Here is a 25468-nt window from a genome sequence, read left to right as displayed (position 1 = left end):
CTGAAGGCTATCAGGGCTGCTGGTTACGATGCTTGCCTTCGGCAATCTCTTCGATCAGCTTGCTGCAGAAGGCGGGCAGATCGTTCGGATCGCGGCTGGTGACCAGGCCGCTATCGACCACCACTTCCTCATCGACCCAGTTGGCGCCGGCATTGCGTAGATCCTGCTGGACCGAGGGATAGGATGTCATGCGACGGCCTTCGACGACGCCGGCATTGATCAGTACCCAAGGACCATGGCAGATGGCGCCTACAGGCTTGTGCGCTTCAAAGAAGCGACGCGTGAAGGCCAGCGCCTGTTCGTCCTGGCGCAGGGCGTCGGGGTTGAACAGCCCGCCCGGCAGCTCCAGCGCGTCGTAATCGTCGGCGTTGGCGTCGCTGAGCTTGACGTCGACCGTATAATTCTGGCCCCAATCGTCCTTGGCCCAGGCCTTAATGCTGTCCTTGTCCGGTGCCACGACATGCACTGTCGCACCGGCTTGTTCCAGCGCCTTCTTGGGCTCGGAAAGTTCGGACTCCTCGAAACCGTCGGTGGCGAGAATAGCGACCTTCTTGCCGTTGAGTTGCTCGCTCATGGATACCTCCTTGCGTCTGTGAGACGAGAGATGCTGCTCTGTTCAGCGATAGGGTTTACCCTTGCCAGGCTCACCTTTACTGAGTGGCGCGATATCGCGCCTTACCCCTGTTCTTGGGCCGCCGCAGGGCGAACACAAGGGACAGAGGTGTTTCGAAACGTAGACTCTTGTTGCACTTTTCGCACCGGAACCTGGCCATGCCTGACCTGCTCATCTCTTCGCTGCCCGCCTGGGTGGTGTTTGTCCCGCTCGTGCTGTGGGTAATAACGCTACTTGCGGTTTTTAAAGCGCGGCAGCAGGCATCCCGCGCCCAGGCCAGCCTGAGCCAGCGGCTGAGCGAGCTGGAGGCGAATCATCGTGAGCAAGGCAAGGAGCTGGCGCTCAGCGACACCCAGCTCGACATGGCGCGCGACCAGCTCAGCGAGCGGGAGACCCAGCTCGCGGCCTTGAACGACCGTGTGGCAACCCTGCGCGAAACCAATGCCCGCCTCGAGACCGAGCGCGATCAGCAGCGCCAGCATCACGCCGCGCAACTGCGACAGCTGGAGACGGCGCGCGAGCAACTCAAACAGGAGTTCTCGGCCTTGGCGGGACGTATCTTCGAGGACCGCCAACAAGCGTTCAGTGCCCAGAGTCGTGAAAGCCTGGAATCGCTGCTCAAGCCATTCCGCGAACAGGTGGGACAGTTCCAGCGGCGCGTCGAGGAACTGCACGGGGAGGAGGTCCGCGAGCGTAGCTCACTGAAAACCCAACTGGAGCACTTGGCGGGGCTCAACCGCCAGATGACCGAGGAGGCCGCCGGCCTGGCTCGGGCCCTCAAGGGCGACAGGAAGATGCAGGGCAACTGGGGCGAATTGATGCTCGAGACCGTTCTCGAGCGCAGCGGCCTGCGGCGCGACATCGAATATCGGCGAGAGGTGTCGATCCAGGGCGAAGAGGGCCGACAGCGGCCCGATGCGGTGATCTACCTGCCCGACGACAAGCACCTGATCGTTGATGCCAAGGTCTCGCTCAGCGCCTGGGTGAGCTACGTCAATGCCGAACAGGAGGCCGAGCGCGCGGTCGCACTCAAGTCGCATATCCACGCGCTGCGTAATCACATCGATGGGCTGGCAAGCCGTGACTACGCACGCCTGCCGGGGCTCAAGTCGCCGGACTTCGTGTTCCTGTTCGTGCCCATCGAACCCGCCTTCGCCACGGCCCTGGAGCAGGACCCGGAGCTCTTTCAGGCGGCGTTTTCGCGGCATGTCATCGTGGTGACCCCGACCACGCTCCTGGCCAGCCTGCGCACGGTGGCGAGCCTATGGAGCCTGGAGCGCCAGAATGACAATGCACGGCTGATTGCCGAACGTGCCGAGCGGCTGCTGGCCAAGTTCCGTGGATTCATCGATAGCCTCGAGGACGTGGGGCGTCATCTGGAGCGCGCGCAAGGCAGTTATCAGCAGGCCATGGGGCGTCTCAGTTCCGGTCAGGGCAGCCTGGTGGCCCAGGCCGTGGCGCTTGAGCGCCTCGGCGTGCGCATGAAACGCCCGCTGCCGTCGCATCTCACCGCGGGGCATGTCGACGAGGACGATACGGATGCGGATGGCGATGCTGACCGTGATGCCAACGAAAACGCCGCCTCGGACGAGGCGGCGGATGTTACCGGTCAGCAGGGGTCAGGCGATCTGGATCAGTCCAGGTAGGCACCCAGCATCCATACGGTCTTTTCCTGCTCGCGGATGTAGTCACCCACCTGGGCGGCGGTGCCTTCGTCATCGGCATCGGACGCCATGGAGAGGATTTCGCGCTGCAGTTCGATCAGCGTCTGGTAACCCTGCAGTACACCGCGAACGCACTCTTCGCCTTGGTAGACGTTCTTGTCTTCCTTGATCGAGGCGATTTCGACGTAATCGCTGTAGGCGTGCACCGGTTTGTGACCCAGGGTCAGGATACGCTCGGCGACTTCATCGACCTTGGTCAGCAGGTCGGTGTAGAACTCCTCGAACTTATCGTGGAGCTGGAAAAAGTTCGGGCCCTTCACGTTCCAGTGATAGCCGCGCACGTTCATGTAGAAGATCTGATAATTGGCCAACAGCGTATTGAGTCGGTCGGCGAGCTGGCTGGCGTTGCCTTCGTTCAAGCCAATGGCATTGGTATCGACCATGGGGGAAACCCTCCCTATCTTCGTGACAAATAATGGAATCCAGTCTAGGCGCCATGGCCGGTCGGGATAAACCAATTCTCACCATGGCGATCATAGACGCCATCAATTCTGATCCTGATCAGGACATGCCGTCGCTTGTCCCGACTTTCAAGGCCGAGGTAGCAGACGCACCACACTTTCGGCACGGTCACCTAGCAACTCGGAGCAGCGTGACAACGCTTCGTCAAGCGACATGGGGCCATCGGCGAGGGCGAAGGCCGCGGTAACCCCCTCCTCATGGGCAGCCTGCCAGTGGGCGCCGAGGCGCCCGGCTAGCACGACGCAGGGAACCCCATGACGACGTGCGGCCCGGGCGATACCTATCGGCGTCTTGCCGGACAGGCTCTGCCCGTCGAGTTGGCCTTCCCCCGTAATGACCAGGTCGGCCTGGGCCAGGCGCTCCTCGAAACGCGCCTGTGCCATGACCAGTTCGATGCCGGGACGCAGGCTGGCGCCGAGAAAGGCGAGGGAGGCAAAGCCCATGCCGCCGGCGGCGCCGGCTCCGGGGCGTTCACGGTACTCTTCCCCGAGCGTGCGAGCAGTCACATCGGCGAAGGTGGCCAGGGCGCGGTCCAGGCGATCCACCTCGGCAGGGCTCGCCCCCTTCTGCGGGCCGAACACGGCACTGGCGCCGCGCTCGCCGAGTAAAGGATTGTCGACATCGACGGCGGTTTGTACCTGTAGCGATGCCAGGCGCGGGTCGAGGCCCGAGAGATCCAGCTCGGCAAGGTTGGCCAGAGCGGCACCGCCAGGGGGCAGGGTGTCGCCTTCAGCATCGAGCAGCCTGGCGCCCAAGGCGACCAGCATGCCGGCGCCAGCATCATTGGTGGCACTGCCGCCCAGGGTGAGCACCAACCGCTCGGCACCGGCATCCAGAGCCTCGCCTATCAATTCGCCGACCCCGTGGGTGGTGCTGTGTAGGGCGGTACGTTCTTCACGGGCGATTTGTTGCAGGCCGCTGGCCTCGGCCAACTCGACATAGGCTGTGCGTGTCGCGGCGTGCCAGCCCCAGGCGGCATCCAGGGCACGTCCCAGCGCATCCTGTACACTCGCCTCACGCCGTTCCGCCCCGGTTGCGGTCAACAATGCATCGAGGGTACCTTCGCCACCGTCGCCCATGGGACAGCACTGAAGCGTGGCTTGCGGCAGGCAGCGACGTATTCCCGCTGCGATGGCCGCGGCAGCGTCGCTGGCCGTCAAGGCATCCTTGAAACTGTCGGGGGCGATCAGAATGTGCATGCCATCTCCTATGCGCTCGGGTCCGGTCGGGCTCACTGTCATTGACGATGATGGTACCTTAAATTCCTGTTCGCCAACCCGGCCTACTGCGTACACTACAAGCAGGCCCACAAGGGGAGACATCGCAATGCGCCTTTGGCTCATGACAACGGCTTTGGGACTCGCGCTGGGGCTCGCGGGCTGCGCGAGTGGACCGGCGACGTTACCCGAGCGCATGTCGGCTCCCGTCGAGGCGTGCCAGTGGCCGTCGTCTCTTTCCGGCAACGAGGCCAATAAACGGGTCGTGGCCGCCCTGGAAGCGCAGGGTTTTTCCATCCAGCACACCGAGACGACCCTGGGCCTGGTCAGCGCCGAGCGTCAGCAGACGGTGCCGGGTTATGACAGCTACCACGACCCTCATGACCCCTGGCCCATGGCGGGGTGGTTCGGGCATTACGCGTTCGGGCTCGGCTCCCGTGGTGGCAGCGGTGTGGTCATCGGCTTCAATCAGCGAGCCGGGACCCAGGCGCAACGTATCGAGCGCGTCTCGGTGGTTGTCGATGGGGAACGGATCCAGGTGACGCGGGATATTCAGACCGTAGGGGGTGACGGTTCGGTGCGCGAGGGTGGAACGGCCAGTACCGCTCCGTTCTGCCGCGAATTGCGCGGTGTCTTGGAGTCCAGCGCGCTTGACGCCGACGCGCCTGAATCGGGAGTCCTCGAATCACAGCCCCGCGAGGGAGGTACACCATGAGGTTTCTGGTCCTGATGTTGGTCATGGCGCTCTCGCTGAGCGCCTGCGCGACCACGCCTGCGCCGGTCGAGACCCGGTCGCTGGCGTTCGAGGCAAGGCCGCCGCAGATACTCGAGGCGGGCGTGGCGATGCTGATGGAGCGAGGGTATGTGGTGCGCTTCGCCGATGTCGAACTAGGGCGGGTCGAGGCCGTTTCCGCCACCTGGCCTGGCTATCGCATCACACTTCAGGTCGAACCGGAAGGAACGGCCAGCCGGGTCGCTTTCAGTGGCCGGCGCGATCGGCAACCCATCGCGTCCTATCACTTCGATCCGTTATTGGTGGATCTCCAAGCCCGGTTGGGCCTGGCACCGTAACCGCTTTCCTTGTATCGGGATCATTACTGAGGTCGTTCAGACGATGGGAGTTGCGCTATTCTCGCGCCGCGATGCCAGCCGCTTGGCCATCGCGGCGTTGGTGTGGATGGGAAGTGCAGGGTGGAGTACGCTGGCGACCGCGCATCCGCATGGCTGGTTCGATCTGAGCATGGGGGTCGTCGTGAGTGAGACAGGCGAGGCCGAGGCTCTGCACCAGCGTTGGCGTCTTGATCCGTTCTATAGCTTGGTACTTGTCGAAGAGCTGCAGGCAGCCGGTGGCGATGCCAGCATGGCGTCGCGACTCGATCAGCTGGGCAGCGAAATCGTCGCCAATCTGGCCCCTCATCATTATTACACCGAGTTGACCCTGGGTGGCCGCCAGGTCGCGATGGGGGCTGTCGAGTCTTACAGCGTGGATTACCGTGAGGGCCGCATCGAGTTCAGTTTTCATTTGCCCCTTGAAACGCCGCAATCCCTTGCCGGCAAGACGCTGCGGTACCAGGTCTTCGATCCTACTTACTATATCGAGGTGGTTCACGAGGCCGATGATGACAATACGCCTCGCGAAGACGCCTTGCAGTTGTCGCAAGCGATGCCCGCCTGCCAATCGACTATCGAGCCCGCGAACCCCGACCCGGCGCTGGTCGCTCGGGCGGCCATGCTCGATGTCGATGAGCAGGCCGAGCCGGGATTGGGGCGACACTTCGCCGAGACGGGAGTGGTGACGTGCGACTGAAGTTCGCCGCCATGGGCGGCATCATGCTTGTGGTCATTCTGCTCGCTATAGTGCTCTGGCCGACGCTGCAGGGCTTGTTCGCGGCGATGGGCATTCAAGTGCTCAGTTGGCAGCGCGACCTGCATCGCTTGTTGACGTTGGCGATCACGGCGTTTTCCGACACGCCGTCTTCGGCCGCCTGGGGCACCTTGCTGGGGCTGAGTTTTTTCTACGGTGTCTTTCATGCCGCCGGTCCCGGGCATGGCAAGGCGGTGCTGACCACCGTACCTGCTCTCCCAGGGAGGGGCGCGCTGGCGAGCCGTGTGGCTATCCTGCGCTGCGTCCTTGTTACAGGCGGGGGTGGCCATTGCCCTGGTGTCGGTGCTCGTTCATGGCCTGGGCTGGCTGACGCGCGAGGCGCTGGGGTCGGTGGTCTGGGTCGAACGCGCCAGTTTCCTGAAGGTCGCCTTGTTGGGTGCCTGGCTATGCTGGCGCGCGTTGCGTCAACTGCGTCGTACGCCTTCACCAACAGTGCCTTCTCGTGACGCCACGCCAGTGACTGCCACGCACGAATCACATCGTCACCATTCGGCATGCGGCTGCGGGCATGAGCATCATGTCGATCCTGCCCGCACCGGGGATTGGCGTACGGCGCTTTCAACGGTAGTCGCCATTGGCATCAGGCCTTGCAGCGGCGGTGTCCTGATGCTCGGCGCAGCGTCCCTGTTGGGTCACTTCTGGGTCGGCGTTGCGGCCGTACTGACAATGTCGGCAGGAACGGCCCTGGCCGTGACCGGACTGGCCTTGGCGAGCGTGCTGGCCAGGGACTGGGCGACACGACGCTACGCCTCGAGCGCCGGGGCGGCCCGTCTCGAGCGCGTCTCTGGCTGGGCGGCCCTATGTGGCGGGGCGGTCATCATGACGCTGGGGATCTCCCTGAGTCTGGCAGGCGCCTCGATGCCGGCCATGCCATTGCTGGGCGAACCGGCAACGCCGAGTCCCGCTGCCAGCAGTCACCCTTTCAGATAGTAACGGCTCGGGGCGACAGGTCGGTCACTCCAGTGATGATCGTAGAGACGCTATCATCGTCTGGAGTCGTTCGAGCGTCTCGCTCATGACCTCGCTGTGGTAGGGACGCGCCTGGCCGTGTCCCCAGATGGGGCCCGGCCAGGCATCGTCACCGCGCTTGCGCACAACGACATGCACATGCAGCTGGGAAACCACATTGCCCAGCGTGGCTAGGTTGAGCTTGTCTCCAGCCACCTGCTGCTTCAATGCCTGGCCCAGTCCAGTCGCTTCTCGCCACAGCTGGCTTTGATCCGAGTCGTCAAGGTCGAAGACTTCCACGGTATCCTGGCGGCGCGGTATCAACAGCACCCACGCATAGCGCGCATCGTTCATCAGGCGCACCTGACACAGCGGGAGATCGGCGATAAAGCGACTGTCCTGTTCCAGGCGCGGGTCGAGAACGAAATCCGACATGTGAGAGCCTCGTCAATGGATGGGCTGAGCGAACCGCTCACCGCCTGCTGGTCATTCGGCCAAAGCCGACTAGAGTAAAAAGGGGAGCGATATATTAGTTGTCCTGCAACAGCGTAGCGCAACAATCCCAACCATAGGGAAGGAGATGTCGATGAAACGCATTCAGGCATTGGTCGGTATTCTTTTGGTGTCACTTTTGGTGCTGTCGGGTTGCAATACCATTCGTGGCGCGGGTGAAGACATCGAGCGAGGTGGCGAGGCTGTGCAGGATGCCTCAAGTTAAGCGATGTGCGAAAGCGGGGCATGACTGCTAGGCTGATTTGGGACATCCGGAAGGATGACAATTGGATCCCGGAACACGTTAAGGAGGACAACCATGCGCAAGTCGATCTTTCTCTCACTCGCCGTGCTGATGACCATGGGCCTATTGGGTGGTTGCAATACCATGGAAGGCGCAGGTGAAGATGTCGAGAGCGGCGGTGAGGCGATTCAAAACCAAGCCGAGTAATCTCACTGCATTGCTCTGATGGGGGCGGGTCGCTATCGGCGGCTCGCCCTCTTTGCGTCAGAGAACGGGTTTACCGCACATTTCGGATTATCGGTCATTGCGAGGTAGGGGTACGTGAGACAACTCTTTTCCCTGGGCTGTGCTTCCCTTGGCTGTGCCCTGCTGCTTTCCGCCTGTTCTACGGCAGGCCCGGGGGCAGGGCGCGACCCCGCTCCGCCGCCGCCCCGGGTCGATCACACGGCCGCGCAGCAGGGCTGCAATGCGGGCTCGGTTCAGGATCGGGTGGGTCGGACGCTCAATGAGCGGCTTCAGGATGCCATCGTCAGCGAGAGCGGGGCACAGCGCATCCGTGTGCTGAGGCCGGGTGACATGGCAACGATGGATCACCGTCCCGAGCGTATCAATCTGCATCTCGATGAGAAGGGTGTCATTTCACGCATCACGTGTGGATGATTATTTAAGAATAAAAATGACGCAGGCCGCTGTCAGCCCGCCCATCAGCCAGTTGAAGATGCGCCACGCCCGGTCGCTCTTCAGCAGACGTCCGATGGCCATACCGAAACCGGCCCATAGCGCGATACAGGGCAGAGCCACCAGTTCGGCAAAGCCGGCCAACAGCAAGGCATTCCATACCGTGTCGCCACCCTGGGGCAGGAATCCCGCCATCAACGCCAGTCCCATCACCCATGCCTTTGGGTTGGCGAATTGGAAGGCCGCTGCCTGCCAGAAGGAGAGCGGTTGACCTTCACCACGCGTCTTGAGGGTCGGGGGCGGTGCGGTGGCGATCTTCCAGGCCAGGTAGAGTAAATAGGCGCTCCCGGCCAGACGCAACGCCCACTGCACGGAAGGGTAACGTTCGAAGAGCAGCCCCAGTCCCAGCGCGATTCCCGAAAACAGGACGAAGCAGCCGCCGAGAATGCCCAGCAGGTGCGGTACGGTTCGCCAGAAACCGTAGTTGGCCCCCGAGGCGGTCAGCATCATGTTGTTGGGGCCGGGCGTGATGGTCATGCTGATCATATATAACGCCGCCGGCCCGAGAAACGCCAATCCCTCGATCATGGTTGTGTCCGTGCGATGTGAAAGGGGCGATCCTCGACCATCAGCGGTCGGGAGCCGCATACTTTTTCTTCCAGTTCTGCCTGGCGACCTGCTCCTTGACGACCTCGAGCATATCCACCAGCACGTGCTCGGTGATTCGGTCGGTACGGTTATCGACCTGGAGCCAGGCATCGAATCCGCTATCCGTGACACGCTCCAACAGCGTATTGAATTCGGGCGAGCGCAGACCCTCCACGGCTTCATGGACCAGGCGGCACGCAATATCACTCAATGTATCGTCCAGTGCCGATGCCACTTGTCCGCCCATGGGCAGACGTTTGAGCCGCTGAATCTCGCGACTCTCGGCCAGAGTACGGCCGACCAGGGCACTGACATAGCGCATCAGGTCGCCCTGGTTACGTGCATAGGCATTGCCCGCCATCTCTTCGATGCGCCCGGTGATCTCGCGCATCAACTGCTGCTTGCGGGGCATGATGACATCATCGACCAGGCGCCTGGACAACGACTCGCTGGAGCGAACCTGATCCTGGGCGGTGCTCAGCATGCGCAGCGCGATGCGGTCCGAGAGCTCTTCCAGCAGGATGTCGTAATACTTGGCAACGAAACCGGCGATATACCAGCGCTTCACATCGATCAGGCCGAGGCGTTGCAGGCGATACAGCAGGGTGACTACCCGCAACACGCGCAAGAGCCTGAATCCGCTTAGCGGGATGCAGCCCAGCACGTCGTACCAATGCACGAAGGGATAGAAGAACCAGCGATGGTAGCGGCGCTCGGCGATGGCAACGGCCCAGCCCAGCAGTACATCGAATAGGAAGATCGCAACGAACGCCAGGTCGATGCGCAAGAAGTTTGCGTGTATCTGCTGGTCGTAGAAGCCGTGCAAGCCAGGGGCGACCGCCTCGAAGGCGCTGTTGAGCGGAGGAACGAGGAACAGACTGTCGAACAGCAGCAATGACAGGTTGATGATGACCAACGCGATGATGAAAAGATCCCAGGCGACATGAAGCCGCTCCAGGCGGGAATTGGGGGTTCGCGGTGAGGGTGACATGGCGCCTCCTTGTGCCACGCGACTAGGCGCATCTCTCGTAGGATCGCTGCGGTTCACGGCTTGCCCTGGCCGAGACGCTGCTCCGCGTAGTAGTCCTCATGGGTACGCCGTGCCTCTTCCTCGGCTTCCTTGCGCAATTTCTTGCGCAGGGCGGCTTTCTCGAAGCGCAGCTCCTGCAACGGCGTTTCCAGCCGCAGCGGGGGAACCAGTGCCGGCTTGCCGGCTTCATTGATGGCCACCATGGTCAGATAACAGCTATTGGTATGACGGATCACTTTATCCTGAATGTTCTCGGCAACCACCTTGATGCCGATTTCCATGGAAGAGCGTCCCACATGGTTAACGCATGCCAGGAACGTCACCAGTTCACCGACATGGATCGGTTGCTTGAACAGCACCTGGTCGACCGATAGCGTCACGACATAGCTGCCTGAATAGCGGCTGGCGCAGGCATAGGCGACTTCATCGAGTTTCTTGAGAATGGCCCCGCCGTGAACCTTGCCACTGAAATTTGCCATGTCCGGCGTCATCAGGACGGTCATCGAAAGCTCATGCTGGCGGGGCAGGTCGTCTGGGGTCATAGCGTTTTCATCGCGCCGGGGAAATAGCCTATAGGTGTAACATGTTTTCGTGGCCCATGGGACGTTCGGGTGCACTTGGCAAGAGGCCCGAGGAATGTGCTGTACTGTGTACTAAGATGATCCGTGCATTCAAGGAGGAGAGACAGATGGCAACCGCATATCGGGTCGGGGTCGAGGTACTCACCCCGGATCAAAAGATGCTCGGCACGGTCGATGTCCTCGGCGAGAAGTACGCGCAACTCGTTGCGCCGGATGGCTCGTTTCGCTGGGTACCGTATTCCGTGCTCGATGAGGCAGAAAACGATCGCTTGATCGTGACCGATGCCGAAAAGATGCTGACGGCACCGCCCGTCGGGGAAAACGATGCCATCGCCGACGAGGCGAGTGCGGAATCGTTTCCCGCAAGCGACCCCCCTGGCTACACCCCCGACAAGCACTGATCGGCTCCGTTAGGGGCCTTGGGCAGGCAGGTGCCGCTTTTGATGAACAATGGCCTACAGATAGGTCAATAGCAGCCCGATCACCGTGCCGGTGATGAAAAGCTGGATCAGGCAGAACCCCATGATGTCCTTGGCCTTGAGCCCGGCGATCGCCAGGACCGGCAGCGCCCAGAAGGGTTGCAGCAGGTTGGTCCAGGCGTCGCCCCAGGCCACGCCCATGGCAACGCGTGCCACATCGGCCCCCAGCGCTTCGGCAGCCGGTAGCATGACCGGTGCCTGAACCGCCCATTGGCCGCCACCGGAGGGGACGAACATATTGACCACGCCGGCACTGATGAAGGACCAGAAGGGCAGTGTCTCAGCCGTGGCAAACGAGACGAAGTTCTCTGAAAGGGTCTCGGCCAGGCCCGATTCGACCATGATTGCCATGATCCCCGCATAGAACGGGAACTGTATGACGATACCCGCCCCGCCCTTGACCGCTTCATACAGACTTTCCAGCAAGCGGCGTGGCGAGCGGTGCAAGACGATGGCGAGCGACAGGAACAGAAAGTTGACTACGTTCAGGTTGAGGCCGCCGCCCCGTAACACGAAATGATCCAATAGATAGAGCAGGGCAGGAATTCCGACCAGCCACGACAGGAGGGGCGTGTTCTCGAGATATTCGGCCGGCCGTGTGATGCGCCCGCTGGATGGCGGTGAATCGTCGAGGAGCTTGGAGTCGACATAGACACTGTCGCGCTCGTTGGGAAGCATGAGGCGATTGACCAGGGGCACCACGATGAACAGACACGCGACGATCGCCAGGTTGAATCCCGAGAAGATGGTGGCGCCGGTACCGATCACGCCAATCCGGTCGGCTGTGAAGTGGCCATCGGTGGCGATCGTCAGCGGTATCGATCCCGCCAGGCCACCATGCCAGACAATGAAGCCGGAATAGGCGCTGGCAATCAGCAGCCGATAATCGACACGTACGAGACGAGCCAGCTCCTTGGCGAACAGCGCCCCCACCACCAGGCCGAACCCCCAGTTGATCCAGCTTGCCGTCAGCGACACCAGGCTGACCAGCAGGATCGCCCTGGCCGGGGTACCGGCCAGGGCGGCCAGGCGTTGTAGCAGTTGCTTTACCGGTGGCGTGTTGGCGAGCATGAAGCCCGTTACCAGCACCAGCAACATCTGCATCGAGAACGTCAGCAGGTTCCAGAACCCATCCCCCCAGTAGCGCATTACGGCCAAGGGGCTTTGCCGCTCGATGCCGATGGCCGCTGCGGCGGCCACCACAGTCAGAATCAGCACGAAGATATAAGGATCGGGCAGGTAGCGCTCGACTAGCCTAACGGCTGGGCGCGAGATCAATCTGAGCATGGCGAGGTCGCTTGTTGTTTGTCGTTTCGTTCAAGCTAGTCCATTTATCAGTTATGTGCGGTAAGGCTCGTCAACGCTGCGCCGCGGACCAGCGCGTACGACGGTAATGCAAGTAATAGGCGCTCAGCGTGGCAGAGCGCACCAGGGTAAAGAGAACGAAGGAAAGCCATAAGCCGTGATTGCCCAGAGGCTGCAACAACCACCAGGCGGGGAGATAGACCGCGAGGCCGGCAAACACGCTATTGCGCATCTCGCGGGTGGCCGTGGCCCCGATGAACACCCCGTCGAACAGATAACTCCATACGGCGATCAGGGGAAGCGCCACCATCCACGGTAGGTAGGTTCCGGCCGTAGCACGCACTTCAGGCAATCCCGTCAACAGGGCGATCAAGGCCTCCCCGCCCACGGCAAAGGCGAGTGCCGCAGCCCCCGCCGTGACCAACGACAATCGCGCGGCAGCGCGCACCGAGTCGGCAAAGGCTTGCCACTGGCGTGCGCCAATGGCGCGGCCGGTCAACGCCTCGGCGGCATGCGCAAAACCGTCCAGACCGTAGGAGACGAGCATGATGAACTGCAGCAGAACAGCGTTGGCGGCGAGCACCGTATCGCCCTGGCTGGCCCCTTGTGCCGTGAAGAAAGCCAGTGCAAACAGCAGCCCCAGGGTGCGTAAAAACAGCTGGGCATTGACCTGAAAGAGTTCGCGATAGGCACCAAGCCGAAGCAGGCGCTCCCCCAGGAAGCGCCCCTCGAGCCGCCCTAATTGGCGACACACCAGCCACAGGCCGGCCAGCAGGGCCGTATAGTCCGCAATGACCGTCGCCCACGCCACGCCATCGCTGGTCATGCCGAGCACCACCACGAACAGCACGTCGAGCAGGATGTTCACGCTATTGGTCAGCACCATGATGGCCAGCGTGACCCGGGAATTCTGCTGTCCCAGGAACCAGCCGAGGATCGCGTAATTGGCGAGCACCGCAGGGGCCGAGAGGATGCGAATGCTGGCATATTCTGCAGCCAGTTCGGTGGCGACTTCACTGCCGTCGAGCAGCCAGAGCCCCAGGCCGATCAAGGGGCGCGACAGCAGGATCAATGCCGCCCCGATGACCACTGCCATGATCAGCGCCTGCCCCAGCAGGTTGCGAACGTCGCTGTTGCTTTCGCGCCCGGCCGCCTGGGAGGTCAACCCCGTGGTGCCCATGCGTAAAAAGCCGAAGCCCCAATAAAGAAAGCTGAACAGGGTGGCCCCCAGCGTGACCCCAGCCAGGTAGCGCGAGTCCGACAGGTGGCCTACCACGGCCGTATCCACCAGACCCAGCAGCGGCACGGTGATATTGGAGAGGATGATCGGCCAGGCCAGGAGCCAGATACGCTGGGCGGGGTTACGCTCGGAGAGGGACACGTCAACGGCCTATGAAATGAACGATCGGCAGCATAGCGATCGTGGGTAACATAAAAAAGCCCTTCGCGGGGAAGGGCTTGGCAACGCGGAGTCGGTAATGACGATGGCTCACGCCGCCGTGATGAGCGTGTACTTCTCCATCAACTGGTCATGTGTCTCGGGCCGTTCGGGGTCGAGGGGAATGCAGTCGACCGGGCAGACCTGCTGACACTGGGGTTCGTCATAATGGCCGACGCATTCCGTGCACAGGTTGGGATCGATGACATAAATCTCCTCCCCGGCGGAAATGGCGCCGTTGGGGCACTCGGGCTCACAGACGTCGCAGTTGATACACTCATCGGTGATCATCAGAGCCATGGCTTTTCACTCCTGGCAGCGTGGTGGTCGACCATCACTGGCCTGATGGCGTTTCCTTGGCATAATGCGCGCGCAGCGCGTCAGCGACCCGGGGGTGCACGAGCCGGCTGACATCGCCGCCCAGTCGCGCAATCTCACGCACAATGGTGGCAGATATATAGGAATTCTCGACCGCTGGGGTCAGGAACACGCTTTCGACATGGGGAGCCTGGGCGCGGTTCATATTGGCCAGCTGAAGCTCGTATTCGAAATCCGACACCGCACGCAGGCCGCGCAGGATGATACGCGCGCCCTGCTGATCGAGTAGCTCGGTCAGGAGGCAACTGAACCCGGTCACTTCGACATTGTCGATACCGTCGATGACCTCCTTTGCCAGCGCCACACGGTCCTCAATCGACAGGGTTGGCCGCTTGCCGGGGCTGGCCGCTACCGCCACCACGACCTTGTCGAACATGCGTGCAGCACGTTCGATCAGATCGAAATGCCCCTTGGTAATGGGGTCGAAGGTGCCTGGATAGACCACGATATTCATGGGTGCATCCTATGCGGGCGGAATACGGCCGGTCGAAAGCCGGGGCGACTAGGGTACCCCAAGCCCTCGAGCGCGACAATCGCGGGTGGGGCGGCGGATCGTCGCTCTTGTTGACGTTCAGTCGTCGTTCACACGCCCGAAGGGGTTGGCCACCGACAACGACACCGGCTGCCCGTATCCAGGGATGCTGAGGCGCTCGGTATTCATGTCGAGCTCAGGGCCTTCGAGCACACCCTCACCGAAGCGATAGATCGCCTGGTAGTGGCCGGCATCCGCTTCGCGTTCAAACGCCTGGCTGGCTTGCAGGATGGCTTCGCGACGCTCCTTCCAGGCGTCGATCGCGGCCTGCCCGTGACGCCTGAGCATCAGTCGCTCCGTGACCTCCGGAGATAGAACCAGTCCCGTTGCGTTGTTGCCGCCAAAGCCCTTGGCATTGATGAACGCGGCATCCGCCGTGAATCGCTGCGTATCCTTGAACAGGTGCAATCGCTCCGCATAGACGTCATCGGCCACGGCATCGAGGGTATGAATGCCCGGCAATAAGCCGTAGGCAAAACTGCCCAGGGCGCTGGCCAACTGATCGCCCGCGGCACTGCCCTGGGTGTGGCCGACGTAAGCCTTGACCGCCACGACCGGCCAGGCCTCGATCGCGTGGGCCCGTGCCACCATGTCGAAGACATGCGATTCGGTCACACGGTTCTTGGGGGTACTGGTACCGTGGGCATGCAGGTAGGTGCGGGTGCGTAGCGCCTGTTCGCCAAGGATGTCGCGTGCCAGCGAAACGGCCTTGCCAAGGGTCAGGTAATTACCGACGCCGGGCGCCGAGATCGAGCGCTTCCAGCCGTCGGCATTGACGAAGACGCCCGGCACGGAGCCAAGTACCTGGGCACCGGTTTCCAGCGCCAGGGCATCGTCCATCAGCAGCACGAACTGGCTGGCTTCGGCGATGGTGAAGCCGCAGTTACGCGCGAATGGGCGACAGGCGCGTTGGTAATCGGCGTCGGTGAGCAGCGTGAGGGCATCCAGGGCCTTGAGACTGTCGTCATCGGCCAGCGCTCCCATGGCGCGAAAGCCCTCGATGATTTCGGGGGTGATCGGTGCATCCGAAGTGCCGACCATCACCACCCGGCGGCGACCGCTGGCAATGTCATCGACACCCAGGCGCAGATTGTAAAGGAAACTGGCGCAGGCCCCCTGAACGGCGCCGGTCGCACCGACGCTTCCCAGGACATAGGCGTTCAGGAAGTCGGCCGGCATCTGGCCATAGCCCAGCGGCATCTGCTTGGAGGTGGCGCGGTTACCCGAGGCGAAACTCTTGAGCAATCCGCCCCAACCCTCGTCATCCATCTGGCCGATGGAGTTGCCGGCATAGACGGCGATCAGGTCGGGATCGAGCCGATCGCGAAGGGCCTCCCAATCCAGGCCACTCTGCCCCAGGCAATCCGAGGCACCGAACACGGCCATGGACAAACCACGGGGGTGATGCACGCTGCGGTACAGGCGGCTGGGTTCGAAGCCACTGGGAAGTTGCCCGGCGGCTCGCACCTGAGCTGGCCGCCGTTCCGGCAGCATGACCTCGAGCGGGCCGGCCGGAATGGTGACTTCGAGCGTCTGGCGATCGTATTCACGCACCTGCCACGTATCGGGCAGGGCGTCGGGGAGCTGACGTCGACGGATTCGGAAGGTCTGCGGTGCGTCGAAGGTCAGCTCGGCCTGTCGGTTTGCTGGAATCCCGTCGCTGTTGAAGCGAGGGTCCTCGATGCGCCGAATCAGCGAGTGGTCGAGCACCTGCTGACGGTATCTCTCGGCGATAGCCGAAGCGTCCAGGGGCGCACCGCTGGCGTCATGCCATGACCCATCCGCCTGGCGCGTAGCCAGACGCATCATGGCTGCCAGTCCAACCAGGGTGCGTGCCTGGTCGTCCTCGTGCAGGGCGTCGAGCACGGTACGCCGATAGGCCTGGTGCCCCGAGGTTCTGCCGGCTGGGTTGACGCCACCCATGCCGACGATCACCGGTAACTGTGACAAGCCGCGTTCCTCGTGTGCTGTTTGACGAGTCAAGTGGTCGTTTCTAATGAGGCAAATGATATCACCCGTGAACCCCCGGCGTCATGCAAGCCACCAGGCTGCAGGACCGTGTTTCCAAAGGGTTTTATGCAAACGAGTGTTTGAATTCGGCGCCCTGCAGCGCTATCATGAAACGGCTGTTTGAGTCATACGAGTTGGTTTGGGCGCACCCTTTTCAGGGCGCGCCTTTTTTCTTTCTGGCGTCGTTGCCGTTTTCACCTGCGTTGTTGCCGTCGGCGTGGCGCCTGGCTGGTATGATGCGGTTTTCTTCCGTTCCGTGCCGAGTCATCCATGCAAGTCGTTTCGCGCTCCATCGTGACCAACCAGACTGGCCCACATGAGGACTTGGCCCGCCGTGTCCAACGGGCCTTGCAGTATCCGCTGCGCAAGCCGGTCGCCGAACATACTCGCGACGCCTTCGAAAGGGCCGATGCCTGGCTACAGGCGATCAGGGCACCGCTGATTCTCGACTCAGGCTGTGGTGTGGGGTTGTCGACACGTAGCCTGGCCCGGCAGTTCCCTGGCCATGCCGTGATCGGTATCGATCGTAGCGTCAGCCGGCTGACCCGCGAGCATGGCGAGGTGCCTGACAACGCCCTGCTGGTGCGTGCAGATCTCGTCGATTTCTGGCGCCTTGCCCTGCAAGCGGGCTGGCGACCCACGCGGCATTTCCTGCTTTATCCCAACCCTTATCCAAAATCCTCGCACCTCAAGATGCGTTGGCAGGGGCATCCGGTATTTCCGGTTATTCCTGCCTTGGGAGGGCAGTTGGAGTTGCGCTCCAACTGGCGGCTTTATGTGGAGGAGTTCGCGCTGGCGCTGACCCAGGCCACCGGAGCGGCGGTGGATGTCGAGGCGTTCGTACCCGAGGGGGACGAATTGACTCCGTTCGAACGCAAATATTACCGCAGTGGGCAATCGCTCTGGCGTTGCCGGACCGATTTGGCTTACGCTCCGGGGCTGTTTCCCCGTCCCTGACGCTCAAGGAGCCGATATGGCCTATTTCTATCTGGGCCTGGCGATTATCGCCGAAGTGGTCGCCACCAGCGCGCTCAAGGCGTCCCAGGAATTCACCCGCTTCTGGCCCACGGTGGTGGTCGTGGTGGGCTATGCCCTGGCGTTCTATCTGCTGACCCTGGCGCTGCGGTCGTTGCCGGTGGGCATCGCCTATGCCTTCTGGGCGGGGCTCGGTATCGTGCTGGTCACCCTGATCGGCGTCGTGGTGTATGGCGAAAAGCCCGATTTGCCGGCCATGCTCGGGCTGGGGTTGATCGTTGCCGGGGTGGTGGTGATTCAGGCCTTCTCATCCATGTCTCATCACTGACCAAGTCCAATCCATCACTGACGATTCTGTCAGGAACACGCTCACTCTTGCTCAAGGTTTTCGTTGTTATGCCGCGTCTGCTGGTCCTGCTGTTCTGCCTGTTGCCCCTGACGGTCTCTGGCGCAGGTTTCACCCACCTCTCCACCCTGACCCAACAAGGCTTTGCCATCGGCGCCCAGGCGCGTCTGCTCGACGACGGCGAAGTCCTGGGCGAAATCGATTCGGCACGACAGCTGTCGCCCGCCTCGGTGTCGAAGCTTTACATCGCCGCAGCGGCACTCGATCGCTGGGGGCCTCAGCATACGTTTACCACGCGCCTGATCTCGCTGGGCGAGATTTCCGACGATGGCACGCTGCATGGCGACCTGGTGCTGGAAGGCGGAGGAGATCCGGCGCTCGACTCGCGCGACTTGTGGCAATTGGTGCAGACGCTGCGCCAACGGGGGGTTGAGCGCATCGATGGACAACTGATCATTAGCCAGTGGCGCTTCGGCCCGGTCGATTGCATGACCGAGGATCGTTGCCAGGCACGTACGCGTACGGCGACCACCTACAGCGCTCAGTTGACCTCCGCGGGGGTCAATCATGGCAACTGGTGCCTGAATGTGGCTCCGGCGCGTCAGGTCGGTGACCCGGCCCGCCTGTCGAGCTGCGATACCGTGATTCCCGCCACCGGCCTGACCAATCGCGTGACAACCGCGGCGGGCGGTAGCGAGACCCAACTCAATGTCGAACGTGTCACCGAATCGGGCAGCGATGTCATGGTGGTACGGGGACAGATTGCCCAGGATGCCTTCCCGCGGACGGTCTATCGCTCAAGCTCCGACCCGGCGATTCAGACCGCCGAGACGCTGGTGGCGCTCCTCGAGCAAGCCGGGGTCGCCGTAACGCAAGGTTATAGCGTCAGTGTGACCCAGCCTCCTGCCAACGCCCGCACGCTAGCTGCCCTGGATGGTGAGCCGCTGCAGGAAGTGTTGATGCGCATGCTCAATCACTCCAACAATTTCATGGCCGATGTATTGAGCCTCAACCTGGCCGATACGGCCCAGGCCTCGCTGATCGATGCCGGGGCGGCCCTGGAGGGCTTCGCTCAGAAATTGCCGGGACACGGTGAGCTGCGGCTTCTCAGCGGGAGTGGCTTGACGACCGAGAACCGAACCTCCGCTCAGGGGGTCAATGCGCTGCTCGAGCACATGTACCGTCAGCCGGCGCTGTTTCCCAGCTTCGTGGCTGGTCTTCAATCGCCGGCCAATGGCGTGATGCGCTTCATTCGCCGCGGCAGTTCCACGTTTCAGGAGCATGTCATGCTCAAGACCGGTACGCTCAACCAGCCCTTTGCCGTGCGCTCGGTCGGTGGTTACTTCCGGACCGAGAGCGGCCGCTGGGGTGTTTTCTCGGTTTTGGTCAACGGCAGCAGCCAGACACCCTATCTCAACTGGACCAAGGTACTCGATCCGCTCGCCCGTGACCTCGAGGCCATGATTCGCTCGCGTTAGTGGGCTGCCGAGTTTTTGGCGCAGTGTCACGCTACGACACAGTGACGCGCGACTATGCTTGCCGCTGCGGGTAGTTTGGTATCCTTGCGGCAAGGACACGGCAACCCTCTACCAGGACATCCCACCAGGACATCTCGATGAAACACGGGCACACCGGTTGGCGCCATCTGCTCTATTCGACGCACTATTCGCTCAAGGGCTTACGGGCGGCCTTTCACAATGAAACCGCCTTTCGCCAGGAAGTGGGGCTGTGCCTGGTCCTGTTGCCATTGGCGATCTGGCTGGGGCGAACCCCGATTGAATGGATCCTGCTGGTGGGGAGTTGCATGCTGGTGTTGATCGTCGAGCTACTCAACAGCGCGATTGAGAACGCCGTCGACCGTATCGGCCCCGAACACCATGAACTGTCCGGACGCGCCAAGGACATCAGTTCGGCTGCCGTCATGCTCACTTTATTGATCGCGGGGCTGACCTGGGGACTGCTGGCCTGGCAGCGTTTTTTGTCCTGACGCTGCCCACCGACGATCCCCTTCGCTATGCTGAAGGCCTGAACATTCACGACCCGTGAGAGGCCCATGGCGCTACCCGACGACTTCCTGCCGCAACGCGTTATTCCCCCTGTCCTGCATCAGGGGCTGGCAACGCTCAAGGAGCGCCTCGACGAGGCCTTGGCACAGGCGGACCGACGCGCCGCACGGCAGGAATCGGAGCCTCCGGGAGAGCGCTGGCAGGCCTTGTCGTCAACGCGCCGCGAGCAGCTGGCGCGGGTGGCGGTGATCTCCGAGTACGCTGCCGAGACATTGACACGCTATCCGCATTGGCTTGCCGATCTCGATGCCGCCGGTGAACTGGACGCGCGCCCCTCCAGGGACGCCATGGGCGAATGGCTTGCCGACGCGCTGCAGTCGGTCGATGACGAGACAGGCCTGCAAGCGACTCTGCGTCGGTTTCGCCGTGCCCGAATGCTGGGCATCATCTGGCGAGACTTGAATCGACCGGCGGGAAGCGACATTTGGCAAACCGCCGCCAGCGTCTCGCAATTGGCCGAGGTGTGCCTCGAAGGGGCGCTGGGTTGGCTCGAATCGCACTTAGCCCCACGCTGGGGGCGCCCCGCGCCGCGTGCCGATGGCTCGCCACAGCGCCTGGTGGTGCTGGGCATGGGCAAGCTGGGCGCGGGCGAGCTCAACCTCTCCTCGGATATCGACCTGATCTTTGCCTTTCCCGAAAAGGGCACCACGCAGGACGGCAAGCGCGAATTCGATCATCAGGAATATTTCACCAAGCTGGGGCAGAAGCTGATTGCGGCGCTGGATGCCGTGACTGCCGAGGGCTTTGCCTTTCGCGTCGACATGCGCCTGCGTCCGCTCGGCGATGGCGGGCCCCTGGTCGGCAGCTTCAACATGCTGGCCAGCTACTATCAGGACCAGGGCCGGGAATGGGAGCGCTATGCCATGCTCAAGGCGCGCCCGGTCGCCGGCGATCTCGATGCCGGCCGCGAACTGCTGGCCAGCCTGCGTCCCTTCGTGTATCGCAAGTATCTTGATTTTGGCGCGATCGAATCCCTGCGTGAGATGAAGTCGTTGATCAATCGCGAGGTCAAGCGCAAGGGCATGGATGACAACATCAAGCTTGGCTCTGGCGGCATTCGCGAAGTCGAGTTCGTGGTCCAGGCCTTCCAGTTGATTCGAGGGGGGCGCGACACCGAGCTCCAGGTCACCTCGCTCAAGACGGCCCTCGAGCGCTTGCCTTCGCTGGGCCTGGTGCCCCAGGCCGTCGTCGATGAATTGCTGCCGGCCTATGCCTTCCTGCGCGATCTGGAGCATGCGCTGCAGGCACTCGAGGATCGTCAGACCCAGACCCTGCCCCGCGACGACAGCGAACGCGAACGCGTGGCACTGGCAATCGGCATGGAAGATTGGCCCGCGGTGATGGCGCGCCTGGCCGAGGTGCGTGAGCAGGTACGCCAGCACTTCGATGCTGTGATCGCCGATCCGGAAGAGGAAATCGAGGCTTCTCCCGAGCATGCTACGGGCGGGGCCGAGGGAGGCTTCACGCTCGATGAGTGGCGCGCCTTGTGGCGAGGCGATTTGACGGACAAGGGGCCGCAGGGAGAAACCGAAAACGAGACGCTCGACATGCTGGCGCGCGGTGGGTTCGCCGATCCCGAGCGCGCCGCCCGGCGCCTGGCCTCCCTGCGCCAATCCCGCCAGGTGCAGAGCATGCAGCGTATCGGCTACGAGCGCCTGGATGCCCTGATGCCCATGCTGTTGACGGCCGTCTCTGACAGCGAAGACCCCGATATGGCCCTTGAGCGTGTCTTGCCCTTGATCGAGGCAGTGCTGCGGCGAACGGCCTACCTGGCCCTGTTGCGTGAGAATCCCGATGCGCTCGATCACCTGATGCGACTCTGCGGTGCCAGCCCCTGGATTGCCGAGCAGTTGGCCCGCCACCCGGTGCTGCTCGATGAATTGCTGACCCCGGCGACGCTTTATTCGCCCGCCGACAAGGCGCGTCTGGCCGACGAATTGCGCCAGGCCCTCGCCCGCATCCCCGAAGAGGACGAGGAAGCCCAGCTCGAGGCGCTGCGCATCTTCAAGCACGCCCAGGTGCTGCATGTGGCGGCCTCGGATATTGCCGGGGCACGGCCGTTGATGAAGGTCAGCGACTTCCTGACCTTCATTGCCGAGGTGGTGCTCGAGCAGGTCTTGGCCATGGCCTGGAAGCACATGGTGCATAAGCACGGCTATCCCCAGCGCCAGGGAGGCCAGGACCGAGATGCCCACTTCATCGTCGTCGGCTATGGCAAGCTCGGCGGGATCGAGCTCGGTTACGGCTCGGATCTCGATCTGGTCTTCCTCCATGATGCCGATTCCCAGGGGAGCACCGACGGCAAGCGACCCATCGACAACGCCGTGTTCTTCACCCGGCTGGGTCAACGCATCATTCACCTGCTGACCACGGTGACCCCGGCAGGCGCCTTGTATGAGGTCGACATGCGCCTGCGTCCGTCGGGCAACTCCGGGTTGCTGGTGACCTCACTGGATAGCTTTGCCGACTATCAGCGTCAGCACGCCTGGACCTGGGAGCACCAGGCGCTGGTACGCGCGCGGGCCGTGGCGGGGCATGACGCCTTGGCGGTGCGTTTCGATGAGGTGCGGCGCGAGATACTCGGGCGTGCGCGGGACAAGCAGGAACTGCGTGACGAAGTCGTCAAGATGCGTCGCAAGATGCGCGATCACCTGGGCAGCAGCGCAACGGATCAGCGCGAAGGGCGCTTCGACATCAAGCAGGATGCCGGCGGCATGGTGGATATCGAGTTCCTGTGCCAATTTGCCGTCCTGGCCATGGGGCACGAGGCGCCTGAGCTGCTCGAATGGAGTGATAACATGCGTATCCTCGAGACGTTGGAAGCCAGCGGCCACCTGCCGGCAGAGGATTGCCGTCACTTGCGTGAGGCCTATTTGGCCTACCGTAACGCCTCGCACCGTGCCGCCCTGACCAAGCAGCCCGCGCGGGATGAGGCGGGCGACTACGAGGAGTATCGGCGCTACGTCAGTGCGCTGTGGGAAAGGTGTCTGAAACAGTAATTAATGATAGTACCGCGAGGAGATACTGGATGAGCGCAGGTAAAGTCCTGGTGTTGCACGGCCCCAACCTCAATTTATTGGGCACCCGGCAACCGGAAATCTATGGCCATGAAACGCTTAACGACATCAACAATGCTCTTTACGAGCGAGCTGCGATCAATGGCTGGGATATCCGGGCACTGCAGAGCAATCACGAGGGCGAGCTGATCGATGCCATTCATGCGGCGCGACAGGATGGCACACAAGCGATCATTATCAATCCCGCTGCCTATACGCACACCTCGGTCGCCATTCTCGATGCACTCAGTGCCTTCGATGGCAAGGTCATCGAGGTCCATCTTTCCAACGTTCACAAGCGTGAGCGTTTTCGCCACCACTCCTACGTATCGCTACGTGCCGATGGGGTGATCGCCGGTCTGGGCAGTCAAGGATACCTGGCGGCGCTGGACGCCTTGATCAAGGCCACCGCGGTCCGGGCGTGAGCTGCCGGCATGGTCAAGAAAAGGCGAAGAGACCGCTTCCCTGTAGCGCCCACACGGCGATGCTCATGGTCGCGAACGAGAGCAGGGTGGTCACCATCAGCGTCGCTGCCGTGATCTCGCCCAGGTTGTAGCGTTGGCCGAAGATCGGATACACGCTAAGCATCGGCGCGCAGGCGAACAGCACACCCGCGGCGGTCAGCACCGGATCGGTCTCCGGCAGCAACAGGAACATGGCCAACACCGCCAGCGGGTGGATGACCAGTTTGCCGAAGGTGATTTGGCTGACCTCGCCAGCCATGCCGCGGGCCCTGAGACCGTAGAGCGTGCCACCAATTACGAACAGGGCCGTGGGCGGGGCCGCCGAAGCCAGCATGTCTATGACTTTGAACAGCGGCGAGGGCAGTTCGATGCCGCTGATGGCCAAGGTCGTACCGAACAGGATGGCGATGATGATCGGGTTGCGAATCAGTTGGCGTGCCGAACGGGCGATGATCGTCCGTAGCTTGGCACCGCGCTGGTTGCTGGCTTCCGCCAGGGCGAGCGCGAGCGGGATGATCAGCAGGTTCTCGATCAGCATGTTGAGCGCCATGGCGATGACCGCGGAAGAACCCAGTACCATCGCCGCGACCGGGTAGCCGACGAAGCCGCTGTTGGCCGCTGCCATGCCCAGGGCATAGAGCGCACTGGCATCGAGTGGCTGGCGCCGGTAGAGGCGCGCCATGGCGAGCCCTCCGAGGAACACGATCAGCGACCCCACACCGTAGGCCAACACATAAACCAGGTTGAAGGTTTCTTCCAGAGGCCGGCTTATCAGGGCGCGAATGATCAGCGCGGGCAGGGCGCAGTGCATGACGAACACGCCGATCCCCCTGACCTGGGGCTTGTCGATGATGCGGGCATGTACGGTCAGGTAGCCGATACCGATCAACAGGAATAGCGGTAGGGTAATGCCGAATATCTCGAGCACGCCTTATCCTTTTGCGTATCGAACGTCTCGCTGTCGTATGAACGTTCTATATGCGAACGACCCGATGGGGTGTGGCCCCGTCTCCGTTCCATCCAATGGCATCGCTCAGCTTACGTGGGTCTGGATTAGCCGAGCCTTCTCCTGCAATAGAGGCAGGAAGGTGCGCGTCAACGTATCGAGATCGATCCGAGCCGCATTGGTGCTAATGTTGATCGCACCGAGCAAGCGGCCATTGCCATCGAAGGCAGGCACCGCGAGCGAGCGCAACCCCGAATCCAGCTCCTGGTCGGAAATGGCGTAGCCCTGCTGGCGAACCTTGAGGATACGCTCACGTAATTCGCTCCTGTCGGTTACGGTCTTTTCGGTATAGGGCTTGAGCTCGACTCGGGCCAGATAGCCCTCGATCTCGTCATCCGATAATTGTGCAAGCAGCACCCGGCCCATGGAGGTATGTGCAGCCGGCAAGCGCGTGCCCACCGAGAGTGTAATGGCCATCAGGCGATGCTTGGCGGCGGAACGGGCCACGTAGGTGACCTCGTCGCCATCCAGCACGCCCAGTGAGGACGATTCGCCGCTCTCTTCGGTGATATCTTCCAGGTACTGCTGGATAACGCCGCGGTAGTCATTGGCCGACAGAAACGAGTAACCGAGCTGCAGGACCTTGGGGGCCAATTCGAACGATCGGCCTTGTTTGCGAACGTAGCCCAGCGCATGCAGTGTCAGGAGGAAGCGTCGGGCCCGGGCACGGTTCATGCCGGTGCGCGCTGCCACTTCGCTCAAGGTCATGCGCGGGTGAGTATTGTCGAAGGCCAGGATGACTTCCAGCCCGCTGGCAAGGGCCGTGACGAAATCGCGATCGTCCGGTGAAAGAGTGTCGTCCTGGTGTTGTGCGTCCATTCGCTCGGTGTCCTGATCGAGTTGCAAGTTTCGACGGCCCCAATCTAGCATAGTGTTCGAATTGCGAACACG

General features: G+C 62.3%; 29 protein-coding genes and 1 pseudogene. 16 read left to right on the top strand and 14 right to left on the bottom strand.

Annotation, left to right across the window (positions count from 1 at the left end; translation table 11 throughout):
- Positions 1-10: 10 nt before the first annotated feature.
- A complete protein-coding gene (locus JH15_RS07250; RefSeq protein ID WP_043528414.1) occupies positions 11-574 on the bottom strand; it encodes a type 1 glutamine amidotransferase domain-containing protein in 564 nt (187 codons plus the stop codon).
- A gap of 197 nt (positions 575-771) precedes the next feature.
- On the opposite strand from JH15_RS07250, the gene JH15_RS07245 reads away from it, so the two are divergent.
- The gene (locus JH15_RS07245; RefSeq protein WP_052383936.1) at positions 772-2259 is read left to right on the top strand and encodes a DNA recombination protein RmuC; all 1488 of its coding nucleotides are present in this window, start codon (positions 772-774) and stop codon (positions 2257-2259) included.
- Here JH15_RS07245 and JH15_RS07240 read toward each other — a convergent pair.
- Entirely contained in the window at positions 2247-2720 is a 474-nt protein-coding gene (locus JH15_RS07240; protein ID WP_043528411.1) for a Dps family protein, read from the bottom strand. The genes JH15_RS07245 and JH15_RS07240 overlap by 13 nt on opposite strands.
- A gap of 147 nt (positions 2721-2867) precedes the next feature.
- Positions 2868-3998 carry a glycerate kinase gene (locus JH15_RS07235; RefSeq protein ID WP_043528409.1) on the bottom strand — a complete coding sequence of 377 codons (1131 nt, stop codon included), beginning with the start codon at positions 3996-3998 and terminating at the stop codon, positions 2868-2870.
- A gap of 127 nt (positions 3999-4125) precedes the next feature.
- Between JH15_RS07235 and JH15_RS07230 the strand changes: the two genes are divergently transcribed.
- From JH15_RS07230 to JH15_RS07215, 5 genes and pseudogenes are all read left to right on the top strand, one after another.
- Positions 4126-4731 carry a hypothetical protein gene (locus JH15_RS07230; protein WP_043528406.1) on the top strand — a complete coding sequence of 202 codons (606 nt, stop codon included), beginning with the start codon at positions 4126-4128 and terminating at the stop codon, positions 4729-4731.
- Positions 4728-5087: a hypothetical protein gene (locus tag JH15_RS07225; RefSeq protein ID WP_043528403.1), complete on the top strand. Its 360-nt coding sequence runs from the start codon at positions 4728-4730 to the stop codon at positions 5085-5087. The genes JH15_RS07230 and JH15_RS07225 overlap by 4 nt, the downstream gene beginning before the upstream one ends.
- Positions 5088-5130: 43 nt before the next feature.
- Entirely contained in the window at positions 5131-5823 is a 693-nt protein-coding gene (locus tag JH15_RS07220) for a DUF1007 family protein (protein WP_052383935.1), read from the top strand.
- 11 nt (positions 5824-5834) lie between these two features.
- Positions 5835-6053, top strand: a pseudogene (locus JH15_RS18500) (nickel/cobalt transporter); the annotation flags it as partial.
- Positions 6054-6123: 70 nt separating this feature from the next.
- Positions 6124-6831: a nickel/cobalt transporter gene (locus JH15_RS07215; protein WP_331280864.1), complete on the top strand. Its 708-nt coding sequence runs from the start codon at positions 6124-6126 to the stop codon at positions 6829-6831.
- Positions 6832-6855: 24 nt separating this feature from the next.
- Here the strand turns inward: JH15_RS07215 and JH15_RS07210 are convergent, their stop codons facing one another.
- Positions 6856-7284 carry an HIT domain-containing protein gene (locus JH15_RS07210; protein WP_043528400.1) on the bottom strand — a complete coding sequence of 143 codons (429 nt, stop codon included), beginning with the start codon at positions 7282-7284 and terminating at the stop codon, positions 6856-6858.
- Between the two features lie 151 nt (positions 7285-7435).
- Here JH15_RS07210 and JH15_RS07205 point away from each other — a divergent pair, with 151 nt between their 5' ends.
- From JH15_RS07205 to JH15_RS17745, 3 genes are all read left to right on the top strand, one after another.
- Positions 7436-7567: an entericidin A/B family lipoprotein gene (locus tag JH15_RS07205; protein ID WP_043528397.1), complete on the top strand. Its 132-nt coding sequence runs from the start codon at positions 7436-7438 to the stop codon at positions 7565-7567.
- A 93-nt stretch (positions 7568-7660) separates the two neighbouring features.
- On the top strand, positions 7661-7792 hold the full coding sequence (locus JH15_RS07200; protein WP_043528395.1) for an entericidin A/B family lipoprotein: 132 nt from the start codon (positions 7661-7663) through the stop codon (positions 7790-7792).
- 114 nt (positions 7793-7906) lie between these two features.
- Complete coding sequence (locus tag JH15_RS17745; protein ID WP_081948930.1) at positions 7907-8245, top strand: I78 family peptidase inhibitor; 339 nt, start codon at positions 7907-7909, stop codon at positions 8243-8245.
- Here the strand turns inward: JH15_RS17745 and JH15_RS07190 are convergent, their stop codons facing one another.
- The 3 genes from JH15_RS07190 to JH15_RS07180 are packed head-to-tail and all read right to left on the bottom strand — an operon-like array spanning position 8246 to position 10483.
- Positions 8246-8851, bottom strand: coding sequence for a LysE family translocator (locus tag JH15_RS07190; RefSeq protein WP_043528392.1), 606 nt, complete (start codon positions 8849-8851; stop codon positions 8246-8248).
- 40 nt (positions 8852-8891) lie between these two features.
- Positions 8892-9902, bottom strand: a complete 1011-nt coding sequence (locus tag JH15_RS07185) for an ion transporter (protein WP_043528390.1) — start codon at positions 9900-9902, stop codon at positions 8892-8894.
- Between the two features lie 53 nt (positions 9903-9955).
- Positions 9956-10483: an acyl-CoA thioesterase gene (locus JH15_RS07180; RefSeq protein ID WP_043528387.1), complete on the bottom strand. Its 528-nt coding sequence runs from the start codon at positions 10481-10483 to the stop codon at positions 9956-9958.
- A gap of 146 nt (positions 10484-10629) precedes the next feature.
- Here JH15_RS07180 and JH15_RS07175 point away from each other — a divergent pair, with 146 nt between their 5' ends.
- Entirely contained in the window at positions 10630-10923 is a 294-nt protein-coding gene (locus JH15_RS07175) for a hypothetical protein (protein WP_043528385.1), read from the top strand.
- 54 nt (positions 10924-10977) lie between these two features.
- Here JH15_RS07175 and JH15_RS07170 read toward each other — a convergent pair whose 3' ends face one another.
- The 5 genes from JH15_RS07170 to JH15_RS07150 form a co-directional block, all read right to left on the bottom strand.
- Entirely contained in the window at positions 10978-12288 is a 1311-nt protein-coding gene (locus JH15_RS07170) for a short-chain fatty acid transporter (RefSeq protein ID WP_043528383.1), read from the bottom strand.
- Between the two features lie 70 nt (positions 12289-12358).
- Positions 12359-13687, bottom strand: a complete 1329-nt coding sequence (locus JH15_RS07165; RefSeq protein ID WP_043528381.1) for an MATE family efflux transporter — start codon at positions 13685-13687, stop codon at positions 12359-12361.
- Between the two features lie 108 nt (positions 13688-13795).
- Entirely contained in the window at positions 13796-14044 is a 249-nt protein-coding gene (locus JH15_RS07160) for a YfhL family 4Fe-4S dicluster ferredoxin (RefSeq protein ID WP_043528379.1), read from the bottom strand.
- Between the two features lie 34 nt (positions 14045-14078).
- Positions 14079-14576 (bottom strand): pantetheine-phosphate adenylyltransferase, encoded by a 498-nt coding sequence (coaD, locus tag JH15_RS07155; protein WP_043528376.1) that lies wholly within the window; start codon positions 14574-14576, stop codon positions 14079-14081.
- 117 nt (positions 14577-14693) lie between these two features.
- Positions 14694-16577, bottom strand: a complete 1884-nt coding sequence (locus JH15_RS07150) for a beta-ketoacyl synthase (RefSeq protein ID WP_043528994.1) — start codon at positions 16575-16577, stop codon at positions 14694-14696.
- A gap of 357 nt (positions 16578-16934) precedes the next feature.
- Between JH15_RS07150 and trmB the strand changes: the two genes are divergently transcribed.
- From trmB to aroQ, 6 genes are all read left to right on the top strand, one after another.
- Positions 16935-17621 (top strand): tRNA (guanine(46)-N(7))-methyltransferase TrmB, encoded by a 687-nt coding sequence (gene trmB, locus JH15_RS07145; protein ID WP_043528374.1) that lies wholly within the window; start codon positions 16935-16937, stop codon positions 17619-17621.
- A gap of 16 nt (positions 17622-17637) precedes the next feature.
- The gene (locus JH15_RS07140) at positions 17638-17967 is read left to right on the top strand and encodes a DMT family transporter (protein WP_043528371.1); all 330 of its coding nucleotides are present in this window, start codon (positions 17638-17640) and stop codon (positions 17965-17967) included.
- Positions 17968-18035: 68 nt separating this feature from the next.
- On the top strand, positions 18036-19463 hold the full coding sequence (dacB, locus tag JH15_RS07135; protein ID WP_043528368.1) for a D-alanyl-D-alanine carboxypeptidase/D-alanyl-D-alanine endopeptidase: 1428 nt from the start codon (positions 18036-18038) through the stop codon (positions 19461-19463).
- A gap of 137 nt (positions 19464-19600) precedes the next feature.
- Entirely contained in the window at positions 19601-19972 is a 372-nt protein-coding gene (locus tag JH15_RS07130) for a diacylglycerol kinase (RefSeq protein ID WP_043528365.1), read from the top strand.
- A 66-nt stretch (positions 19973-20038) separates the two neighbouring features.
- Positions 20039-23050, top strand: a complete 3012-nt coding sequence (gene glnE / locus JH15_RS07125) for a bifunctional [glutamate--ammonia ligase]-adenylyl-L-tyrosine phosphorylase/[glutamate--ammonia-ligase] adenylyltransferase (RefSeq protein ID WP_043528363.1) — start codon at positions 20039-20041, stop codon at positions 23048-23050.
- A gap of 29 nt (positions 23051-23079) precedes the next feature.
- Complete coding sequence (gene aroQ, locus JH15_RS07120; protein WP_043528361.1) at positions 23080-23532, top strand: type II 3-dehydroquinate dehydratase; 453 nt, start codon at positions 23080-23082, stop codon at positions 23530-23532.
- 13 nt (positions 23533-23545) lie between these two features.
- On the opposite strand, the gene JH15_RS07115 is transcribed toward aroQ, so the two are convergent.
- Positions 23546-24499 carry an AEC family transporter gene (locus JH15_RS07115; RefSeq protein WP_043528358.1) on the bottom strand — a complete coding sequence of 318 codons (954 nt, stop codon included), beginning with the start codon at positions 24497-24499 and terminating at the stop codon, positions 23546-23548.
- A 105-nt stretch (positions 24500-24604) separates the two neighbouring features.
- Positions 24605-25396, bottom strand: coding sequence for an IclR family transcriptional regulator domain-containing protein (locus JH15_RS07110; protein ID WP_043528356.1), 792 nt, complete (start codon positions 25394-25396; stop codon positions 24605-24607).
- Between the last annotated feature and the right edge of the window lie 72 nt (positions 25397-25468).

Source organism: Litchfieldella xinjiangensis (assembly GCF_000759345.1).
Classification (GTDB): Bacteria; Pseudomonadota; Gammaproteobacteria; order Pseudomonadales; family Halomonadaceae; genus Litchfieldella_A; species Litchfieldella_A xinjiangensis.
The sequence above is the reverse complement of the archived record's forward strand: the minus strand, read 5'-3'. Positions and strand labels throughout refer to the sequence as shown.

What these genes read in the sequence shown, in the direction of transcription:
- JH15_RS07250 (WP_043528414.1), bottom strand. Translation starts at nt 574, where the DNA reads ATGAGCGAGCAACTCAACGGCAAGAAGGTCGCTATTCTCGCCACCGAC.
- JH15_RS07245 (WP_052383936.1), top strand. Translation starts at nt 772, where the DNA reads ATGCCTGACCTGCTCATCTCTTCGCTGCCCGCCTGGGTGGTGTTTGTC.
- JH15_RS07240 (WP_043528411.1), bottom strand. Translation starts at nt 2,720, where the DNA reads ATGGTCGATACCAATGCCATTGGCTTGAACGAAGGCAACGCCAGCCAG.
- JH15_RS07235 (WP_043528409.1), bottom strand. Translation starts at nt 3,998, where the DNA reads ATGCACATTCTGATCGCCCCCGACAGTTTCAAGGATGCCTTGACGGCC.
- JH15_RS07230 (WP_043528406.1), top strand. Translation starts at nt 4,126, where the DNA reads ATGCGCCTTTGGCTCATGACAACGGCTTTGGGACTCGCGCTGGGGCTC.
- JH15_RS07225 (WP_043528403.1), top strand. Translation starts at nt 4,728, where the DNA reads ATGAGGTTTCTGGTCCTGATGTTGGTCATGGCGCTCTCGCTGAGCGCC.
- JH15_RS07220 (WP_052383935.1), top strand. Translation starts at nt 5,131, where the DNA reads ATGGGAGTTGCGCTATTCTCGCGCCGCGATGCCAGCCGCTTGGCCATC.
- JH15_RS07210 (WP_043528400.1), bottom strand. Translation starts at nt 7,284, where the DNA reads ATGTCGGATTTCGTTCTCGACCCGCGCCTGGAACAGGACAGTCGCTTT.
- JH15_RS07205 (WP_043528397.1), top strand. Translation starts at nt 7,436, where the DNA reads ATGAAACGCATTCAGGCATTGGTCGGTATTCTTTTGGTGTCACTTTTG.
- JH15_RS07200 (WP_043528395.1), top strand. Translation starts at nt 7,661, where the DNA reads ATGCGCAAGTCGATCTTTCTCTCACTCGCCGTGCTGATGACCATGGGC.
- JH15_RS07190 (WP_043528392.1), bottom strand. Translation starts at nt 8,851, where the DNA reads ATGATCGAGGGATTGGCGTTTCTCGGGCCGGCGGCGTTATATATGATC.
- JH15_RS07185 (WP_043528390.1), bottom strand. Translation starts at nt 9,902, where the DNA reads ATGTCACCCTCACCGCGAACCCCCAATTCCCGCCTGGAGCGGCTTCAT.
- JH15_RS07180 (WP_043528387.1), bottom strand. Translation starts at nt 10,483, where the DNA reads ATGACCCCAGACGACCTGCCCCGCCAGCATGAGCTTTCGATGACCGTC.
- JH15_RS07175 (WP_043528385.1), top strand. Translation starts at nt 10,630, where the DNA reads ATGGCAACCGCATATCGGGTCGGGGTCGAGGTACTCACCCCGGATCAA.
- JH15_RS07170 (WP_043528383.1), bottom strand. Translation starts at nt 12,288, where the DNA reads ATGCTCAGATTGATCTCGCGCCCAGCCGTTAGGCTAGTCGAGCGCTAC.
- JH15_RS07160 (WP_043528379.1), bottom strand. Translation starts at nt 14,044, where the DNA reads ATGGCTCTGATGATCACCGATGAGTGTATCAACTGCGACGTCTGTGAG.
- coaD (WP_043528376.1), bottom strand. Translation starts at nt 14,576, where the DNA reads ATGAATATCGTGGTCTATCCAGGCACCTTCGACCCCATTACCAAGGGG.
- JH15_RS07150 (WP_043528994.1), bottom strand. Translation starts at nt 16,577, where the DNA reads ATGGGTGGCGTCAACCCAGCCGGCAGAACCTCGGGGCACCAGGCCTAT.
- trmB (WP_043528374.1), top strand. Translation starts at nt 16,935, where the DNA reads ATGCAAGTCGTTTCGCGCTCCATCGTGACCAACCAGACTGGCCCACAT.
- JH15_RS07140 (WP_043528371.1), top strand. Translation starts at nt 17,638, where the DNA reads ATGGCCTATTTCTATCTGGGCCTGGCGATTATCGCCGAAGTGGTCGCC.
- dacB (WP_043528368.1), top strand. Translation starts at nt 18,036, where the DNA reads ATGCCGCGTCTGCTGGTCCTGCTGTTCTGCCTGTTGCCCCTGACGGTC.
- JH15_RS07130 (WP_043528365.1), top strand. Translation starts at nt 19,601, where the DNA reads ATGAAACACGGGCACACCGGTTGGCGCCATCTGCTCTATTCGACGCAC.
- glnE (WP_043528363.1), top strand. Translation starts at nt 20,039, where the DNA reads ATGGCGCTACCCGACGACTTCCTGCCGCAACGCGTTATTCCCCCTGTC.
- aroQ (WP_043528361.1), top strand. Translation starts at nt 23,080, where the DNA reads ATGAGCGCAGGTAAAGTCCTGGTGTTGCACGGCCCCAACCTCAATTTA.
- JH15_RS07110 (WP_043528356.1), bottom strand. Translation starts at nt 25,396, where the DNA reads ATGGACGCACAACACCAGGACGACACTCTTTCACCGGACGATCGCGAT.